The 22,057-nt window shown below is 57.9% G+C and carries 2 protein-coding genes; one reads left to right on the top strand and one right to left on the bottom strand.

The features are described 5' to 3' along the window. Window positions 1-570: 570 nt before the first annotated feature. Entirely contained in the window at window positions 571-20,700 is a 20,130-nt protein-coding gene (locus tag RLO149_RS15185) for a beta strand repeat-containing protein (protein ID WP_013962986.1), read from the top strand. Between the two features lie 276 nt (window positions 20,701-20,976). On the opposite strand, the gene RLO149_RS15180 is transcribed toward RLO149_RS15185, so the two are convergent. Then, window positions 20,977-21,969, bottom strand: a complete 993-nt coding sequence (locus RLO149_RS15180) for an aldo/keto reductase (protein ID WP_013962985.1) — start codon at window positions 21,967-21,969, stop codon at window positions 20,977-20,979. Window positions 21,970-22,057: the final 88 nt, after the last annotated feature.

Here is a 22,057-nt window from a genome sequence, read left to right as displayed (position 1 = left end):
AATGGCGAGATAACGCGCTAAAAGTGCGCGTCTGATTCTGATATGATGACATATATTCGCGTTGGACGTGTGCTGGGCCGGGCCGTTTCGACAATCGCGTTTTTTCTACCGAGAACATTGCGGGACGCTGAGGCCCGCTCCCGACTTAATTTCGCGAATTGCCGGAACCCGGCGGGCCGTACCGCCCTTTGTGCTGGATCACGGTGACGCGTCCGGCGTATGCGATGCTTTTTAAATGCCCGGCCTAAATAGCTAAATGCTTGGTCGACTTCACCAATCAAGCATACCGCAGATACCGCACTGCCGGTCATCTCAAGAAAACCCTGCGCGCTTCGCAGGTGAGGCATCTACACGCATAAGTCGAAATTACGACTCTTCGTTGAAAATGGCTGCGTGCCAAGGCCTTCAAACGATGACTTTTAGTCAGACGTCACGAGGCGAAAGCCGGGAAATTGGTTGACAGAAGCTTAAGGGCGATGAAGTCTATTAACCAAATTTGGGGCTATTTTCAGGCCCCGCTAGGTTTTTTTGTCCGCATTTAGGCGGATCCAGATATTTTATGAGGGCCCCATGAATTCTCCTTTGACGCCAGAACAACTTGTCAACAGCTTTACCGTCGGAAATCAAAACGAAGCGCGGGTCGAGACACTGGCTGATGGCAGCTATGTGATTGTTTGGGTGTCGACGGGTCAGGACGGAGATCAGGACGGTATATTTGCGCAAAGGTTCTCAGCGCAGGGCGAACGTATTGGCGCGCAGACCCTCGTGAATGAGACAGCCAATGAAATTCAGCGCGACCCGTCGATTGCCGCGACGGATGACGGCGGGTTCGTGATCGTCTGGGAATCCCGCAATCAGGATGTGCCGGGCTCCTTTGACTTTGGCATCTACGGACAGCGCTTTGCGGCGGATGGGTCCAAAGCGGGGGGCGAGTTTCAGGTCAATGCGGTGAACATATCTGTCACGCAGTTTGATCCTGAGGTCGCAGGCGTGCCCGGTGGCGGCTTTGCCGTCGCCTTCACGGATGATTCCGGGGATGGCAGCAGCGATGGAATCCGCGTGCGTTTCTATGACGCTGCGGGCGCGCCTCTTGGTGATGACGTGCAGGTCAATTCGGAAATTTCGGGAAATCAGGGGGAGGTCTCGATTGCTGCTATTGCGCCAAGCGCTGGCGCTAATGGGCTGGCCGCTGGCGGTATTATCGTGACCTGGACCAGTCCTGCGTCTGGCACAGCGGGCGATGGATCAAGTCAAGGCGTTTTCGCACAGCTTTATGAACCGAACGGCACCGCGATTGGCAGCGAGTTTCTGGTCAATACGACAACGGCGGGCGCGCAGCAGGACTCTGCCGTCTCAGGGTTGGACAGTGGCCGGTTTGTGATTGTTTGGGAAGACACCAGCGCGGCAGATGGCAGTGGCTTTGGTATCTTCGGGCAGGTCTATGAGGGGGACGGTACAGCCGTAGGCAGCGAATTCCAAGTCAATGTTGAGACATCCTCTTCACAGTACGATCCGGAGATCACCGCAACAAGCGACGGCGGTTTTGTGGTCACATGGACATCCGCAACCAGCGGCACGGCTGGCGACGGCAGCGGTGACGGCGTTTTTGCCCGACGTTTCGACGTCGATGGCGTCGCCGTGTCGGGTGAGATCATGTTGAACGAAGAGATAAGCGGCTCTCAGCAGCGGGGCGATGTCTCAGCCCTTGCCAATGGCGATTTCGTGTCCGTCTGGACCTCTGACACATCAGGTGATGCGGGCGACGGGTCAGTGCAGGGTGTGTTCCAGCGTATTTTTGGGGATGAACTGACGTTCTCGGCCCCCTCTGCACGGCCTCTGGTCGAAGCCTTTTCCGTAACGCGGACGTTCTCGGAAACGGATGTAAACGCAGCGCCACAACGGTTGGATGTCGATGGCGCGGTCGCGTTTTCGGATGCGGATTCAACGAATTTTGCGGGGGGGCGGATTGTCCTGTCCTCCATCGGGCAGTCTTTGTCCGAAGACGGTTTTTCCGATCAGGATGCCGATGCACAGTTGCAATTGGGATTGGACGGCACAGGGGCTGTCGCGATCAGCGGCGCGAACGTTTCTGTCGGTGGGACACTTATCGGCAGCATCAGCAGCGACGGCGCTGATGGTACAGCCTTTGTCATTGACCTGAACACTGCAGCTGATGCCGCAGCAGTCGAGGTCCTGTTGGAACATTTGACCTTTGGCATTGCCTCGGACGACCCGCGCGCGCAGACGACGCTTGAGCTGTTGGTCGAAGATGGCGATGGCGCGACATCTGATCCCGTCCTGATCAGTGTCGAGGTGACACCGGAATCCGACACCGATGGGTTTGTCGGAACCGAGCGGCAGGTCAATACAGTCACGGTTTCAAGCCAGTCGGATTCCGCGATTTCGGGTCTGGCGGATGGCGGTTATATCTCCGTCTGGACGTCGCAGAACCAGGACAATTCGGGCGACAATGACTTGGGCGTTTTTGCGCAGCGTTATGATGCGGCGGGTGGCGCAGTTGGCCCGGAATTTCAGGTGAACACGACGGTTACCTCGTCGCAGTTTGACGCGGATGTTGCCGGGCTCAATGACGGCGGATGGGTTGTTGTCTGGGATGACGACACGATCACCGGTGTGCGCCTGAATCGCTATGATGCGTCCGGTGCACTGATTGCCAGCGAGGTCCAGGTCGAGACCGAAACCTCAAGCAGCCAGTTCCAGCCACAGGTCACAGGGCTGAGCAATGGCGGCTATGTCGTCACCTGGACCTCGGTGAATTCCAGTACGGCCGGGGACGGCAATTCAAACGGCGTCTTTGGCCAGTTGTTCAATGCTGCAGGCGCGCGCGTCGGCGGCGAAATTGCGATCAATGAACAGACAATCGGCGCACAGGATACCGCTGCGGTTTCGGCCCTCAGCGGCGGTCGCTTTGTTGTGGCTTGGGAGGAGAATGACGTTGCCAATGGGGATGGGTCCTCATCATCCCTATCAGCGCGTATTTTCGATAGCTCTGGCAGCCCGGAAGGCGCGGAATTTCAGGTCAACTCCTTTGTGAACAACGCGCAGTCGGTGCCCAAAGTTGCAACGTTGGACAATGGTGATTTCGTCGTTGTCTGGCGCTCTGAGGGTCAGGATTCCAGTTCTGGCGGGATTTACTATCAGCGCTACAGCGATGCAGGGGTCGCAATCGGTGCCGAAACCCGCGTGAACGATACCGTGATCGGGGACCAGACGTTCCCTGATATCATCGCGTTGGATACAGGTGGCTTTGTCATCGGCTGGACGGATACATCCGTGCCCGCGCCGGGCAATGGTCAGGATGTGTTCGTGCAGGTGTTTGACGCGGATGGGACGCGGCTGGACAGTGAGACGCGGGTCAATACCGAAGTCCTGTCGACGCAAAACGAAATTTCATTGGCCGCCTTGCCCAATGGAAATTATGTCGTTCAATGGACGTCGGAAACTTCGGGTACGGCTGGCGACGGCGACAGCCGCGGTGTTTTCCAGCAAATCATCGGGGATCCGGCCGAGATATCGCAATCTGCGGCTCCTGTGCTTCAAGGATTGCCGCTGATCATCGATATCGACGAAGATGTTGCAAATGTCGGCAGCCAGCTTGTTTTGACGGGTGGCCTGTCTTTGACCGACGCGGATTCCAGCGATCTTGAGGGTGGGGTCGTCCGTCTGAGCCGCGTTGTGACTGAGCCGCTCGCGGACCGCTTCAATGCACCCGATGATCTGTCACAGGATTCGGTGTTTGTCGCTGTTGGCGGCACAGTTACGCAAACCGGCGCGACGCTTCGGGTCGATGGTGTGGCAGTTGCAACTGTATCTTCCGACGGTTTGAACGGCGCTGATTTGGTTTTGGACCTTCTTGCAGGTGCTACGCCGGACCGTGTTCAATCGTTGCTGAATGCTCTGTCGTATCAGACGGATTCTGATAATCCGCGCGATTCCCGCACGTATTCGCTGTTGATCGAGGATGGCGATGGCGGGCTGACCCAGCCGCGTTCGCTGGAAATCCGCATCAACCAAGTCGCCGAGGCAGGTGCGCCGGTGCCGGTTGGACCCGAAGAGCAGGTGAACAGCTTTGTCGCCGATGCGCAGGACCAGCAGGAAGTGGCCGCGCTGACGGACGGCGGCTGGGTTGTTGTCTGGGACTCCGACGGTCAGGACGAAAGTGGCGAAGGTGTCTTTGGCCAGCGGTATAATTCCGAAGGCGCGCGCATTGGCGGTGAATTTCAGGTCAACACCTTAACCTCCGGCAATCAGGCAGATCCGGTCGTCACCGGGCTGGAAGACGGCGGTTGGGTTGTCGTCTGGGAATCCGGCTTCGTGGATGTGCCGGAAAGCAGCGACCTCGGGATTATTTCGCAACGCTATGCGGCAGACGGCACGCCTGTTGGAGGCGAAACAGTTGTCAACACGACGGTGATATCCACGCAGTTTGACCCCGCCGTTGCCACTATCCCGACCGGCACACCGGGCTTTGCAAATGGCGGGTATGTCGTTGTCTACACTTCCGACAGTGGGGACGGCTCTGCGGATGCCGTTCTGATGCAACGCTTTGCGACAGACGGCACGCCCGTCGGGAGCGAGCTGGTCGCGAATACGACATCCGTCGGCAATCAGGGCACGGCAGATGTGGCCGTCCTGACCGATGGCAGCATTGCCGTAACCTATTTCTCCGGTAACACGGCCTTCGTGCGGGTGTTCAATCCCGATGGCACCGAAGCAGTCGCAGAAACTCAGGTTGGCATTACATCAAGCAGCACGTCCGAGGCGGATATTGCAGCCACGGCGGATGGTGGTTTTGTCATTGCATGGACGGATACGAGCGGGCTTGATGGGTCCGGTCAGGGTATCGCTGCGCAAAGGTATGACGCTTCCGGTGCGCCCGCAGGTGACGTTTTCATAGTCAATGACAGTTTTTCCAGCACCCAAAGCGAAGCCAATGTTATCGGGCTGGACGATGGCACGTTCGTCATCGCGTGGCGTAATTTTGCAGGGAATGCGGATGCAAGCGGCGATGCGGTGCTCGCACAGCGCTATTCGGCGACTGGCGAACGTCTCGACGGGGAGTTCCTGCTCAATCAGGAAACCTTTGTCAGCAGCCAGTTCTCACCTAAATTGGCGGCCTTGCCGGGTGGCAATTTTGTGGCCACCTTCTCATCGGTGACCTCCGGCACCTCGGGCGATGGCAGCAGCAACGGTGTCTTTCAGCAGGTCTATGGCAACCCGGCAGATTTCACACCCGGTGCCGCGCCAGTAATACAAGGGTTCTCAGACACCGCCGTCTTTGACGAAGCGGATGTCAACGCAGGCCTGCAACGTTTGGACGCGGATGCGACTGTTGCGTTTGGGGATGCGGATTCAAATGACTTTGACGGGGGCGTGCTAACGCTCGCGGTTGCGCAGACTTTTGACGATATCGAACAACTCAACCCGGGTGATGATGAAACGCAGGACCAGCTTGGTCTCGTGGCCGGGGATGTCGGAAATGGCGATGTTCAGTTCTCTGGCCTGAACACGGGTGACACAGTTACGGTAGACGGCGTTACGGTTGGTACGATCACAAACAGCGGGCCGGTTTTTTCAATCACGTTGAATACAAACGCAACCGCTGAGGCCGTTGAGGCTTTGCTGGGCAATCTTGCATACGGCAATGGTTCGGATGCGCCGGTGGCAGCCCGACGCCTGAGTGTCGACCTCACCGATGGCGACGGGCAAAGCACACCCACGCAGCTTATAGAAGTAACAGTGGTTCCGGATGTGGATTCCACACTTGTCGCGAGCGTCGAGCGCGGTGTGAACGCGCATACAGAAAGCAATCAGGACAATGCGCAGGTCGCTGAACTGACCGGTGGTGGTATCATCGTTGTCTGGCAGTCGACCAACCAGGATAACATCAGTGATTTCAACACGGGCGTGTTCGGCCAGCTATATGATGCGAACGGAATTCCCTCAGGTCCGGAGTTCCTCGTCAATGATGTAACTCTAAGTGCGCAAAGTGCGCCCAGCGTTACGGCGACCGCCGACGGCGGCTTCGTCGTTGCGTGGCAATCGACCAATCAGGATAATCCCGGCGACTTTGATCAAGGGATCATCGCGCAGCGCTTTGACGCGAATGGTGTTGAGCAAGGTTCTGAAATTGTCGTAAATACAGCGGTGGCGCTATCGCAGTTCGCACCTTCGGTCGCAGCCTTCGCCGATGGCGGATTTGTCGCCACCTATGTTTCGGATGACGGCGATGGCAGTCAGGACGCGATCCTCAGCCAGCGATTTGACGCAAATGGGGTTGCTGTCGGTGCCGAGATCACGGTGAACACGGCGACCGTGACTGGCAATCAGTCGCAACCAGATGTCGCAACGCTAGTGGACGGGGTTGGCAACAATGCAGGCCATGTGGTCGTCTTTACGTCCTTCGCGAGCGGGGCCGAAGGGGACGGGGATCGCAACGGTGTTTTTGCGCAGCGCTTTGACGCAAACGGTGCTGCAACCGGCGCGCAGTTTCAGGTCAACACAACAACGAATGATGATCAGTCGCAACCGGCGGTGATTGGTTTGGACGGTGGCGGTTTCGTCGTGGTCTGGACTGATGACCTGCTGGACGGGTCCGCTGGAGGTGTTTTTGCACAACGCTATGACGTCAATGGCGTTGCCGTTGGCGGCGAGTTCCGCGTCAACACGGACCGGCTCAACAGCGAAAGTGATGCGGATATCACGGCCCTGAGTGATGGGGGCTTTCTGGTCAGCTGGACCGCGGGCAGCAATCAGGATGGCAGCAGCGACGGTGTGTTCGGGCAGCGTTTTGACGCCAATGGTGACCGCATAGACGGTGAAATCCAACTGAACGTTGAGACATCATCCCAACAATTCCAACCCGCCGTCACGTCCTTCAACGATGGCTTTGCGGCGGTCTGGTCCTCCTTCACCAGCGGCAATTCGGGCGATGGATCCAGCTATGGCGTCTCGTTGCGTACATTTGAATCTGCACCGAGCGCGAACAACTCTCCTGTGCTTGAAGACGTTGAGCGGGATGTGCAGCTGTTTGCAGATGACATTGTGGGTGGCGCGCAAATTCTGGATGATGGCATCGAATTTTCTGACCCTGACAACGCCAATTTCAACGGTGGCACACTTGAGGTCTATTACACCGCTGGCAGGACCGCGAGCGATCAGCTGAGCATCGCAACCGATGCCGCCGTCACAATTTCGGGCAGCACGATCAGTATCAATGGCACGGCAATCGGGACCATTGATGCCGCGCAAAACGGGGTCAATGGGGAACCCTTGCGGATCGATTTCAACGCGGCGGCGGATGCGGCAGCGGTCAAGGTGATCATGGAGCATTTGGCCTATGGTTCTACCGATACCGCCCTGAACCTGCAGTTCACCAACCGTGGCATTGGGTTCACCGTGACGGATGGGAATGGCGGTCAGACTGAGCCGGATTCTATCTTTGTGCGGATTGGGGCAGGGGCCTCGACAGCCACCGGGCTTACACTGGATGACTTTGCCGATCCCGAAAACGAAGCGACACAACTTGATGACACGCCAGCGCGCAGCGAGGCTGATCTGTTTAATGCCCCACAACTCATTGATGCAAATATCGACTTTGACGATCTGGCAGGCACGAGCTTTGACGGTGGCTTCTTGCAGATTTCGGAAGTGTTCAACTCTTCGGCAAACAAACAGATATCTGTTCAAAACCAAGGGACTGGCGCGGGACAGATCGGATTTGACGGAACAAATGTGTCCTATGAAGGGACCGCCATCGGTACGATCAATGCGACGTCGAACGGTGTTAACGGCGCGACCTTGCGGGTCGATCTGAATGCAAATGCATCCGAAGCCGGGATCGAGGCCCTCGCCGAAGCGCTGACATTTGGGATCACCGGCGGGTTGAGCAGTACAAACCGCCTCGGCTTTGACCTCACAATCGGCAATCAGGCCGGGAACCAGACCGGTTTCACCCGGATGGAGCAAGAACTTATCCGCGATCTGGTGACGATTGACACCGGCCTCGGCGTCGAATCGCAGGTGAATTCCTTCACCGCCAGCACGCAGCAGGCCCCGCGCATCGCGGAATTGAGCGATGGTGGCTACATTGTCGTCTGGAATTCGACGCAGCAAGACAACCCCGCCTCGGGTAATCGCGGAATCTTTGCACAAAGGTTCAATGAACAAGGCCAGCAGGTCGGCGTTGAGTTCCAGGTGAACGATATCGCTGTCGGTGATCAGATCCAGCCGCGGGCCGAGGGTCTGTCCAATGGGACGTTCGTGCTGCTTTGGAATGATAACACCGGGCGGGATGGCAGCGGGCAGGGCGTCTTTGCCCAGGTTTATCAGAATGACGGCACTGAGATCGGTTCTGCCTTTCAGGTGAACGAAGAGTTTTCATCGACTCAGAACCAACCAGAAGCGGTTGATCTCGGTGCTGGCCGGTTCATGGTTGTCTGGACGTCAACGGCCTCCGGCACCGCAGGTGATGGCAGTAGCAATGGCGTGTTCGGGCGTGTTGTCGATGCCTCTGGTGCCCCGGAAGGCGGCGAGTTCCAGATAAACTCGACGACGGCTGGCGCACAGCAGCGCGCGCAGGTCACCTTGCTGGACAATGGCGATGTCATGGTCGTCTGGGAAGAGCAGGGCGGCAGCGATGGGTCGTCCATCGGCGTTTTCGCACAGCGTGTAGATACAAACGGTCAGTTGGTGACCTTTGATGGAACCCTCGCCGGTGCAGATGAGCAGCAAATCAATACGACAACGGCGGGCAGCCAATCTCGTCCGGATGTGGCTGCTCTTGGTGCCAGTGCAACACTGCCAAACGGTGGGTTCATCGTCGTATGGCAAAGCCCTGACGCGAGCAGTGATGGCATCTTCGGTCAGGTATTTGACAGTAATGGCGTGGCACAGGGCGCTGAATTCCAGGTCAATACATCAACGATTTCATCCCAAGCCGACCCAATTGTCGTGGGCACGCCGGGTGGCGGCTTTACCGTCGCATGGTCAGACTCCAGCGGTGTTGACGGGTCCGGCGTTGGTGTGGTCGCGCAGCGTTTCAACGCGGATGGCTCTTTCGACGGCAATGCGTTTTTGGTGAACGAAGAGATCTCGTCGACGCAAAACCAGCCCGACCTCGCCGTGTTGAGCAATGGCACACTGGCTGCTGTTTGGGCCTCGCAGACCTCTGGCACAGCCGGGGATGGGTCCGGGATCGGTGTATTCCAAGCGCTGTTTGATCAACCGACGCCACCCGCGGGGTCGATGGCACCGGTTCTGGCGGGTGTCGAGGAAACAGTGACCTTTGAGGAAAATGCCGCGAATGCGACCCCTCAATTGCTTAATCAGGACGGTGCGCTGTCGCTGACGGATATGGATTCCGCCGATTTTGATGGTGGCAGCATCCTCGTGCAGCGCATCGTGGGCAGCAGCCTCAATGAGGAACAACTGCGCGGCCCCGGCGAAGGCATTGCGCAAGACCTGCTGGGTGTTCTGGACGGCAATGGCGTCAGCGTTTCCGGAACGCAGGTCTCAGTTGGCGGCAGCGTCATCGGGACGATTGTCCAGGACGGCAGTGGCGGCAACCCATTGCAAATTGCGCTCAGTAGCGCATCGGCAACACCGGAAGCGGTGGAAGCGATCATTGCGCAGCTATCCTATCAGAACCTATCAGACAATCCGCTTGAATTACGCCAGGTCGCTGTTCAGGTGACGGATGGGGATGGCGGCTCAACCGGATCTCAAGTCATTGATATCATAGTAAATAGTGAAATAGACAGCACAGTTCTGCCGCAGGGCGACGAAGAGCAGGTCAATACATTTGTGACCGGCAGCCAGAATGACGCGGCCACGTCAGAGATATACGATTCCTCCGGTGCGCAGATTGGATATGTGGTGGTCTGGGTCAGTGCGGATCAGGACCGTGTGCAAGATGCCAGTTCCGGGATCTTCGGCCAGCGCTATGATCTGAACGGTGATCCCGTCGGTGGCGAGTTTCAGGTCAACCTGCATACCGAATTCGCGCAAAGCGATCCCACAGTCACCGGCCTGCCGACGGGTGGTTTTGTCGTCGGATGGAGTGATAATAGTTCTGCGCATCCTGCCGGAGTGCCCGCAGGAGAAGTCGGCGTGGGCACTTTCGCGCAGGTATTTGACGAAGCCGGCGTGCGGGTGGGCGATGAGTTCCTTGTGAACGACATCACCGCAAGCACGCAAGACCAGCTTGATCTCGCCGCGCAATCAGACGGTACGATTGTGGCTGTCTACTCCGACGCCAGCAGTGCGGATGGAAGCGGCTTTGGTGTTTTCCTGAGGCAGTTTGATGATACTGGCGCGCCCCTTGGTGCTTCTGTTCAAGTCAATGAAGAGACCTCATCGACCCAAAATGATGCGTCCGTTACCATTCTGAGCGGTGGTCGGATCGTTGTGACGTGGACGTCTTTCGCCTCTGGAACAGCCGGCGACGGCAACGCAAACGGCGTTTTTGCGCGTCTTTTTGAGGCGAATGGCACAGCGGTTGGCGGGGAATTCCAGGTCAACACTGCCACGCTCAGCAATCAGGACTCCGCGCAGGTCGCGGCCCTCGCAGATGGGTCCTTTGTTGTGGTCTGGGATGATGACAGTGGTGTGGACGGTAGCTCGACTGGCATCCAGATGCAGCGCTTTGACGCAAATGGGGTGGCAATCGGTGGCGAGACGCTGGTCAACGAAACCACTGTGAATGCGCAGTTTGATCCCTATATTATCGCGCTTGATACGGGCGGCTGGGTCGTGGCCTGGTCGGACAACGGCGGGAACGATGGAAGTGGAACCGGCGTATTTGGCCAAATTTATGCAGCTGACGGCAGCCGCATCGACGGTGAGTTCCAGTTGAACACCGAATTCAGCTCCACGCAGAGTGAAGCGCGTCTGGTTGCATTGCCCAATGGTGGTTTTACCGCTGTGTGGACGTCCTTTACGTCGGCCACAGCGGGCGATGGCAACAGCAATGGCATTTTCCAGCAGGTATTTGCCAACGCAGGCGACGTTCAGATCTCTGAGAACCCGGTTCTAGTTGCATTGGATGCGAGCGTCACGCTGGACGAAGCAGATGTGAACGCTTCGGGTCAGTTGTTCGCCACCGCCGCGGGCTTGGGAGATGCAGATTCATCTGATTTTGATGGCGGCGCATTGACGGTGTCGATGGTTGTTAACGATGTGATCCAATCGCAGTTTGCGGCACCGGATGACGCATCGCAAGACAGCCTCGGGTTCGATACGAGCGGTGTTGTGTCCATCGCCGGGTCAACACTGTCGGTGAACGGGACTGCCATCGGGACAATCACTTCCGATGGTGCAGATGGCGCCGAACTGGTTGTGCAACTCAACGGTGCAGCCACGCAGCAGCTGGTTCAGGACGCAATCCGGTCCTTGACGTATGGGAATTCCTCGGACGATCCCGAGACGTCGCGTCTTGTCTCTATTCAGGTCAATGACGGTGATGGCGGGCACGTGCGCGAGCTGGTCCAGATTAACATCACGCCAGAAACCGACGGCGCGGTTCCGGTCGGCGACGAAGTCCAAACGAACTCTTTCACGACCAACAATCAATCCGACAGCAAGGTCGCATCGCTTGCTGATGGGGGATACGTTGTCGTATGGTCCTCGGCCAATCAGGATGCTACCGGTGATAACGATCTCGGTGTTTTTGCCCAAAGGTATGACGCTTCAGGTGCACCGGTCGGTGGCGAGATTCAGGTCAACATAAACGCTGCTTTTGCACAAAACAATCCCGATGTGGTTGGTCTGTCCACGGGCGGTTTTGTCGTCGCCTGGGAGGATAACTCCGGCCTGATCGGTGTCGACAATGACGAAGAACTCGCGATGCAGGTGTTTGATGCCAATGGCCAGCCCGTTGGCAGTGAAATCGCAGTGCCGAGCACGACGCATTTCGACGCGGATGCCCCTGCACTTGCGGCGTTTGATAACGGTGATTTTGTCCTTGTCCGCAATGGCCGGGATGCGACCAGCCCGTTCATCGATGAAATTTATGTGCAGCGCTTCAATGATCAGGGCGGTGCGGTTGGCACGGAAACTGTGATTGCCCCACTCGGGTCTTCGAGCGCGGTGACACCGGATGTTGCGGTACAGTCGGACGGTACATATGTCGTCGTCTTTACCGCGACAAATGTGGATAATCCGGGCGACAACGACACTGGTGTTTTCATGCAGCGTTATGCAGCGGACAACAGCCAGATCGGCGGACCGGTGCAGGTCAACACGACCGAGCGTTTCTCGCAGTTTGCGCCAAAGATTGCCGCAACCGAGGATGGCGGCTATGTCGTCGTATTTGAATCTGACGTGGCGGATGATTTCGGGTTTACCACATCTGCGGGCATCTACGCACAGCGATTTGACGGGTTTGGGAACAGGGTCGGGGAAGAGTTCCTTGTCAATGAGGTCGTGGATAATGCTCAGTCCGCCCCTGATGTTGTTGCGATTTCCGGAGGCGGGTTTGCGATAACCTACTCCGACAACAATGGCACAGACGGCAGTGGTGTGGGCGTGTTCCTGCAACAGTACGACGCGCAAGGAAACCGGATTGATGGCGCATTGCAGGTCAATCAGGAATTCAGTTCAACCCAGAACGAAGCCTCCATCGCAGCACTGCCGGGTGGAAACCTTGTTGTGTCCTTTACCTCGCAAACCAGCGGCACGGCTGGTGATGGGAGCAGTGGCGGCATATTCCATCGCATCATCGGGGACCCCGCAGATTTCGCCAGCGGCGGCGACCCGGTCGTCGAGGGGATCAACCGCGAGGTCACATACCTCGAAAACACGCTGAATGGTGTGCCTCAGCTGATTGACGCGGATGGGGCTGCGGCCGTTTCCGACGCGGATTCAGCTGACTTTGACGGCGGGTCCATCCTTGTCTCAAACCTGATTTCTTCGGCGCCGTTGATCAATCAGATCAATGCACCGGATGACCTCACGCAGGACCAGCTCGGTCTGCGTCAGACGACCCAGATCACGATTGCCGGTACGACGGTCTCGGTGGATGGGACAGAAGTGGCCCAGATCATTCAGAACGGTCAGGACGGCACACCGTTTGAGTTGCGCCTGAATGCCAATGCAACGGCCGAGATTGTGGAACTGTTGGTCGAGAACCTGACCTATCGCAACATTTCGGATGATCCGCTGGCGACGCGGGATCTGCGTATTCAGGTGACCGATGGCGATGGCGGCGCGTCAGAGCCGCAGGTCGTCACGATCACCATCACGCCAACGCCGGATTCTGCTCAGCCCGTGGGTGCGGAGCAGATCGTGAACACGACTGACACGGGAAGCGAAGATAACCCGGAAATTGTGACCTTGCCGGGGACCGGTGGCGATTTCATCGTCACATGGACGAGCTTTGGGACGGATGGCAGCCGAGAGGGCATCTTTGGCCAGCGCTTTGACGTGAACGGCAATAAGCTGGCACGCGACGGAACGGGTCTTGCCTCAGGTGCAAGCGATGAGTTCCAGATCAACACGACCACCGCACAAGATCAGGCGTCGCAGGAAATCGCCGCCTTTTCGAACGGTGGCTGGGTTGTTGTTTGGGTGGACGACGCGCTGGACGGAAGTGGCAGCGGCATCGTTGCGCAGGTCTTTAACCCTGACGGGACGCTGAATGGCAGCGAATTTGTTGCAAACGATCTGGTGAGCAGTACACAGTTCAGACCCGACGTTGCCGTATTGAGTGACGATACATTTGTGATCACCTGGGAATCCGCGAATTCAGCCGGTGCGGGTGATGGCAATGGTAGCGGCATCGTCGCGCGGCATTTCCAGGCGGATGGCACGCCGATCAGCAGCCAGTTCGTCGTAAATACGGAAACGGTCAGCACGCAGTCGGACCCTGCGGTCACTGAACTGAACGATGGTGGCTTCCTTGTTACTTGGCAGTCGTTCTCCAGTGCCGGGTCTGCGGACGGTGACAGGTTTGGTATTTTCGCACAGCGGTATGATGCCAGCGCAGCACCTGTGGGTGCAGAGTTCCAGGTCAATACCGCGACGCGGAGCGACCAGACGGACGCCGAAGTGACTGTTCTGAGCGACGGAAATGTCGTCGTGACATGGACCGACTCCGTCGCAGACCTGAGCGGGACTGGCATTTACGCCACGATCATCGCCGCTGACGGTACACCGCTGGTGGACGAGTTCCGCGTCAATGACCAACGTTTGTCCACGCAGAACGATCCCGTGGTCGCTGCATTGGACAACGGCGATTTCGTTATCGCATGGGTCGATCACGCCGGAACGGATGGATCAGGTCAGGGCGTATTTGCGCAGCAATACGATTCCAGTGGTGCGCGTGTGGACAGCCAGTTCCAGGTCAACACAACCACAAGCGGGTCGCAAAACCAGCCTGATATTGCCGGTCTGCCCGGCGGTGGTTTTGTGATCACGTGGAACGGGTCAGTTCTGATCCAGATCTATGGCAATGATGCGCCGTCGATTTCGCCGGTATCTGCCAATGGCGACGAAGATACGGCGATTGTACTGGATGCCGCGATCTTTGAGGCAGGCTTTGTTGACCCGAACGGCAACACGCTGGAAGAAATCCGCATCGAAACCTTCCCGGTGAATGGCGCATTGGCGCTGAATGGTGTGCCGGTGATTGCAGGTCAGGTTGTGTCACGTGCGGATTTGCTGGCGGGTAATCTGATTTACACCGGTAATCAGGATTTCAATGGCCTTGATAGCTTCCTGTGGACGGGTTCTGACGGGATTGCCTTCTCGCAAGATCCGCCAGTTGCTGCGAATATTACCGTTGATCCGGTCAATGATGCCCCCGGTCTGGAGGCCGGTGCAGATACGAGTGTCGGTGAAGGCGCAAACCTGAACCGCACCCTGACGCTGACGGACCCGGATACGGACTCGCGTTCCTTCACGGTGGATTATGGTGATGGTTCGCCCGTTGCGACGTTCACCACGTCGTCGCTGTCTCCTGTGCTGAACCATGTTTTCGCGGGCGAAGGCACCTTTACCGTCACGGTGACGGTGGATGACAATGCGGGTGAGGCAAATTCGGTTGAGACCGACACATTCGAAGTGACGGTGGTGAATGCCAACCCGAATGCCACGAATGACTTTGTCAACGTGAGCGAAGACGGCCCCGCGGTGACAGGCAACGCCCTGACCAACGACAGTGATCCGGGCGGGGATGCGCTGACGGTCAGCGCGGTGAATGGTGTTGCGGCAAACGTCGGGCAGCAGATCACGCTGGCGTCGGGGGCGCTGGTGACACTGAATGCGGATGGCAGCTTTGACTATGATCCAAACGGTCAGTTCGAAGACCTCGCGGATTTCCAGACCGCTACCGATCCGCTGTCTTACGAGATTTCGGACGGGGAAGGCGGCACGGATACGGCCACGATCAACTTCTTTGTACGGGGTGAAAATGATGATCCCGATGCGGTTGATGATGCCTTTGCCGCCAATGACGACAACCCGATTTCAGGCAATGTGCTGAATGACAATGGCAGCGGCGCGGACAGTGATGTGGACGCGGTCAACACCCTCACTGTGTCCGAAGTCAACGGTCAGGCGGGCGATGTTGGCAACCAGATCACTCTGGCCTCTGGCGCGCTCTTGACGTTGAATGCGGACGGCACCTTTGATTATGACCCGAACGGCGCCTTTGGCACCGGCGGCACCGATGGTTTTGACTATACGCTGTCAGACGGGCGGGGCGGTACAGACACGGCGTCGGTTACGATCTCGATCAACGGGACCAATCCACCTCCGACAGCGCGCGACGACAGTATCGCCGCGGATGAAGAGGTGACAGTCAATGGCGATGTTCTGGCCGATAACGGCAATGGCGCCGATAGCGATGCCGGTGGCGATCCGATCACCGTAACGCAAGTGAACGGCAGTGCCGCCAATGTGGGTGTTGCCGTGCTACTGGCGGGTGGCGGGCAAGTCACCCTGCAAAGCAACGGTCAGTTCAGCTTTGACCCGAACAACGGCTACGAAGATCTCAGCGTTGGAGATACCGCGACCGAGACCTTTGAATACACGATCGAAGATGGCAATGGCGGCAGTGACACAGCGACCGTGACCCTGACGATTGCGGGTGTGAACGATGCGCCGCTTGGCTTAAATGACACGGCCAGCACGGATGAAGACAGCTCGACCTCCGGCAATGTCCTGAGCAATGATACCGATATCGATGCCAACGACACCCTTGTGGTCACCGAGGTTGTGGGATCGACCCTCGCGGTGGGCGTCGCCACCACAACCAGCGGCGGCGGCTCTGTCACATTGGGCTCGGATGGGCAATTCATCTATGATCCTGGCACGGCGTTCAACACGCTGAGCGTGGGGCAGACGGCGACGGATTCGATCAGCTACACGGTGGCGGATGGCAACGGCGGCAGTGCGACCGCAACCCTGTCGATTGTCGTGAACGGTGTAAATGACGCGCCGGTTGCAAATGACGATGCGCTGACGACCGGCGAAGACAGCACCCTGTTTGGCAATCTCACGGCGGACAACGGCAACGGGACCGACAGCGACCCGGATGCCTCTGACGTGCCCTTTGTCAGTGCGGTCAACGGGCAGGCGGCGGATATCGGGCAACAGATCACGCTGGCCTCCGGCGCTTTGCTGACCGTCAACGGATCGGGCACATTCAGCTATGATACCAATGGGGCGTTTGACACGCTGAACGCGGGCGAGACGGCCACCGACAGCTTTGTCTACACATTGTCAGACGGGAACGGCGGCACGGACACGGCCACGGCGACCATCACGATCAACGGCGATGCAGATGCGCCGGTTGCGGTTGATGACAGTGCCGCGACGGATGAGGCCACGGCGGTCACTGGCGACGTGCTCGCCAATGACACGGATGCAAATGGCGACACGCTGCTGGTCAGCGCCGTCAATGGCGCGGCGGGCGATGTCGGTGTGCAAGTGGCGCTGGCCTCCGGTGCATTGCTGACGTTGAACAGTGACGGCACGTTCGACTACGACCCGAACGGGCAGTTTGAAACCCTGTCTGCGGGCCAGTCGGGAACCGACACGTTTGACTACACGGTCTCTGACGGCAACGGGGGGGCGGATACCGCAACGGTGACCGTCGATATCTCGGGTCTGAACGATTCACCCATCGCGCAGGGCGACTTCTTTACCACAAGCGAAGACGCCGGACTCGTCGGGCTGGACCTGTTTGCCAATAACGGCGGCGGGGTGGACAGCGACATTGATCAGCTGGACATGCTGGTTGTGACGCAGGTCGACGGGCAATCCGCAAATGTTGGCACGCAGGTCCAACTCGCCTCGGGTGCTTTGCTGACAGTGAATGCCGATGGCACGGCTGACTATGACCCGAACGGCGCGTTCGAGTTCCTGAGCGTTGGCGCGACGGCGACGGACAGCTTCACCTATACCATCAGTGATGGGAACGGCGGCACCGACACGGCCACGGTCAGCATTGGCGTGAGCGGCGTGAATGATGCACCGGATGCGGTGGATGACAGCCGTGGCGTAAGCGTCGATGGCGCGCTCAGCGGCAATGTGCTGAGCGACAATGGCAATGGCGCGGACAGTGATATTGACGGCGATACGCTTTCGGTGACCGCGCTGAACGGCTCGACAGTAGCGCTTGGGGTCGCGACGACGCTTGCATCCGGTGCCATCGTGACGCTGAACGCGGATGGAACGTTTGACTACGACCAGAACGGCAGCTTCAGCGGTCTGGGCGCGGGGACAACTGCGACGGACACGTTCGACTACACCATCAGCGACGGCAACGACGGGACGGATACCGCGACGGTGACGATCACCATTGGCGGGTCGAACCTGCCGCCCGTGGCGATTGATGATGCCTTTGACACCAATGAGAATACGGCCTTTACCACCGGCTCGGTTCTGGACAACGATAATGATCCGAATACTGATCCATTGTCTGTCACCGGCTTTGATGACACCGCGACTGTTGGTATCGTCACGAATAACGGCGATGGCACGTTTGACTATAATCCCAACGGGCAATTCGAAACACTTGGGGTCGGTGAAACGGCGGTTGATACGTTCACCTACACGATCAGCGATGGCAATGGGGGCGTCGATAGCGCGACCGTCAACATCACGATCAACGGCGTAAACGATGCGCCAGTGGCGAGCGATGATGCGCTCACCGTGACCGAAGATACATCGGGATCAGTGGTCGCTACCGCGAATGACACCGACATAGATGGTGACGATGTCGAGATCACATCGGTAGATGATCTCGCGACCATCGGTGCTGTGCTGGTCGAGGCGGATAATGACACCATCACCTACGATACCAATGGTCAGTTCGATACTCTTGCCCAAGGCGAAACCGCGACAGACAGTTTCGGCTACACGGTGACGGATGGAAACGGCGGCACTGCCACTGCGACTGTCGATGTGACGATCACGGGTGTGAATGACGGACCTGTTGCACAGGATGATACCGTAACGACGGACGAAGATACGGGCATCATTGGCGGCAGCGTGCTTGCGGATAACGGCAACGGGGTTGACAGCGATGTGGACAACGGCGCGGTTCTGAGCATCGCCGCTGTCAACGGGCAGGCGGGCGATGTCGGATCACAGGTCACGCTGGCCTCTGGGGCTTTGCTGACACTCAACGCGGATGGTACGTTTGACTACGATCCGAACGGTGCCTTCGAGGCCCTCGCGCTCGGAGATGTCGGTAGCGACAGCTTCACCTACACCCTGACGGATGAGTTCGGCGCAACGGATGACGCGACGGTGACTGTGTCAATCGACGGGGTGAATGATGCACCTGTTGCACAGGACGACAGCTTTGCGACGGATGAAGACACCGGCGTCAGTGGCAACATCCTGAGCGATAACGGCAGTGGCGCTGACAGCGACGTGGATGCCGGGGATACGCGGGTGGTATCGGCCATAAACGGCACTGCGGCGAGCGTCGGGGTGCAAATCACGCTCGCCTCAGGTGCGCTTTTGACTGTGGGTGCCGACGGTGCACTGGACTATGACCCGAACGGCGCGTTCGAGTTCCTGAGCGTTGGCGCGACGGCGACGGACAGCTTCACCTATACCATCAGTGATGGGAATGGCGGCACCGACACGGCCACGGTCAGCATTGGCGTGAGCGGCGTGAATGATGCACCGGATGCGGTGGATGACAGCCGTGGCGTAAGCGTCGATGGCGCGCTCAGCGGCAATGTGCTGAGCGACAATGGCAATGGCGCGGACAGTGATATCGACGGCGATACGCTTTCGGTGACGGCGTTGAACGGTACGGCAGCGGCGCTTGGGGTCGCGACGACGCTTGCATCCGGTGCCATCGTGACGCTGAACGCGGATGGGACGTTTGACTACGACCAGAACGGCAGCTTCAGCGGTCTGGGCGCGGGGACAACCGCGACGGACACGTTCGACTACACCATCAGCGACGGCAACGGCGGGACGGATACCGCCACGGTGACGATCACGATCAGCCCAGAGGGCGGTGCTGTCACCGCAGGCAACGATGCATTCGTTGTGTCCGAGGGCGAATTGACGGCTGCTGGCCGTAGCCTGTTCCGGCTTGCTGCAATCGACGATCGGACAGACCTGCTCGAAAACGACACGGGCGCGAACAAGATCATCTCTGTCAATGGTGCGCCAATCAAACCGGGCATTCTGTTCGCCGGTGACAATGGTGGCCAGTTCCGTGTGTTCGAAGGCGGCGTTCTCGACTTCCAGAATCGGGGGGATTTGGTTGCGCCCGGCGACACAACTGGCTTCACTTACACGGTCAGTGATGGCAACGGCGGTACGGACACAGCGACGGTGACCCTGACAATCGGGCCCGACATTGCCGCGGATGATACGTTTGACATCACCGAAGGTGAGTTGAGCGCCGAAGGCCGTAGCCTGTTCCGTCTTGGGGCGATCAACGACCAGACGGACCTGCTCGAAAACGACATCGGCGCGGACAAGATCATCTCGGTCAATGGCGAGCCGATCAAGCCGGGCATCCTGTTCGCGGGTGACAATGGTGGCCAGTTCCGTGTCTATGAGGGGGGTGTCGTTGATTTCCAGAACCGTGGTGACTTCGTGGCTGCGGGGGAGTCCACTGGCTTCACCTACACGGTCAGCGATGGCAATGGCGGCACAGATACCGCGCGGGTGACCTTGAACGTCGGACCAGATATCGCGGATGATGACGTCTTTATGGTGTCTGCGTTCGACCTGGACGACGCTGGCCGCAGCCTGTTCCGCCTTGGGGCGATCAATGACCAGACGGACCTGCTGGAAAACGACTTTGGTGCCGATGAAATTATCTTTGTGAACGGTGAGCCCATTGAACCGGGCATCCTCTTTGCTGGCGATAATGGCGGCGAGTTCCGGGTTTACCCAGGCGGGGTCGTTGATTTCCAGAACCGGGGCGATTTGGTTGATCCCGGGGACACGACCGGCTTTACCTATACGGTCAGTGACGGAAATGGCGGGACCGATACGGCAAGGGTCACGTTGGAAGTGGGCTTACCGGTTGTGACGGAACTGTATATGTATCACAGCTCGTCAAGCATGAGCGCAGTAAATATTGTCGTAGATTTCTTTACTATCGATGATCTCACTGACCCATACACCGAGTATTCGTCTGGCTTGACGGTGCCAAACCTTCAACACGACGAGTTGGTGTTCATTGATGCCTATTAAAGCGTCATGCGAAAAACCTGAATCACGTAACGCTGCCTGAAATCAAAGATTTCAACGCGTTACGTGATACTTGATGTTTCAGGTATTTCGTCAGACGCTCTAAAGCACCGCAATATTCTGCCGCGCGTCTGCATGCTGTAAAGGTATACTGTTGGTAAAATGCTTCGACTTGCGGGCCGTGATCAAGGCCCGCAAGATCATTCTACGACGCCCGGTTGATGCCGGTTATTTTAACCGGACTGATCACCCTGCAGGGCAATGACACCTTAGGCAGGCTCAGCAGTATCCTTCCACACCCGGCCATTGCTCTGGTGCGTATCTGTCGCCATGGGCCCATCCAATCGGCAGGATGTCGTCTATGGCGTCTTTGATTTCTTGGGTCATCTCAAACGAGCACCCCGCGACGCACTCGGCCAAATGGGCTGCGCTGCGCGTTCCGGGGATCGGGATGAGGTGATCGCCCTGCGCCAAACACCACGCAATCGCCAGAGTTGCCGGAGAGGTATCAAGGGCCTGCGCGAGCGACTGGAACTGCGATATGAAGGTCATGTTGTGGCTGAAATTTGGCTCTGAAAAACGTGGTGTGCCGGTACGGAAATGACCTTTTTCAAAGGTCGCAGGATCAGGCGGCGTTGGCGTAAACATCCCGCGCCCAAGGGGGGAGAAGGGCACAAAGGCGACGCCGAGTGCTTTGCAGGTTTGGATCATCCCCATTTCAGGTTGGCGGGTCCAGAGCGAGTATTCGCTTTGCACGGCGTCGACGCCCCCCACCGCACTTGCACGTCTGAGCGATGCGGGCGAGATTTCCGAGAACCCAATCCCTCCGATCTTGCCTTCCGCCTTGAACGCCAGCAGCGTTTCCATGACGTCTTCAATCGGAATATCCACATCACGGCGGTGCATGTAATACAGATCGACCTGCTCAAGCCCCAGCCGCGACAGGGAGCCTTCAAGCTCGGTACGCAGATAAGCTGCTTGGTTGTTAAATGTACGTGCGCCGGTTTCCGGATCACGCGAGATGCCCGCTTTGGTCGCGATGGTGAAACTGTTCTGGTTGGCCTTTAAGTAAGAGCCGATGACGCTTTCTGACACGCCCATGCCATAGACATTTGCCGTGTCAAGGAAATCGACGCCAAGATCCCGTGCCGCAGACAATGTGCTATGTGCCTCGGTTTCGGTTGTGGGGCCATAAGAGCCCGCAAAACTCCAACATCCCAAGCCGATCGCTGAAATTTTTTTCCCGTCCTGGCGCAGTTGTCGAAAGTGCATGTCTGACCTTTTGCTTTGTGTCGCGTTGGAGATGAGAAGACATTGTTTAGCCAGTCGACTGCAGGCGCAATCAGCAGTGGTGGACAAG

It is taken from the genome of Roseobacter litoralis Och 149 (assembly GCF_000154785.2).
Classification (GTDB): domain Bacteria; phylum Pseudomonadota; class Alphaproteobacteria; order Rhodobacterales; family Rhodobacteraceae; genus Roseobacter; species Roseobacter litoralis.
The sequence above is the reverse complement of the archived record's forward strand: the minus strand, read 5'-3'. Positions and strand labels throughout refer to the sequence as shown.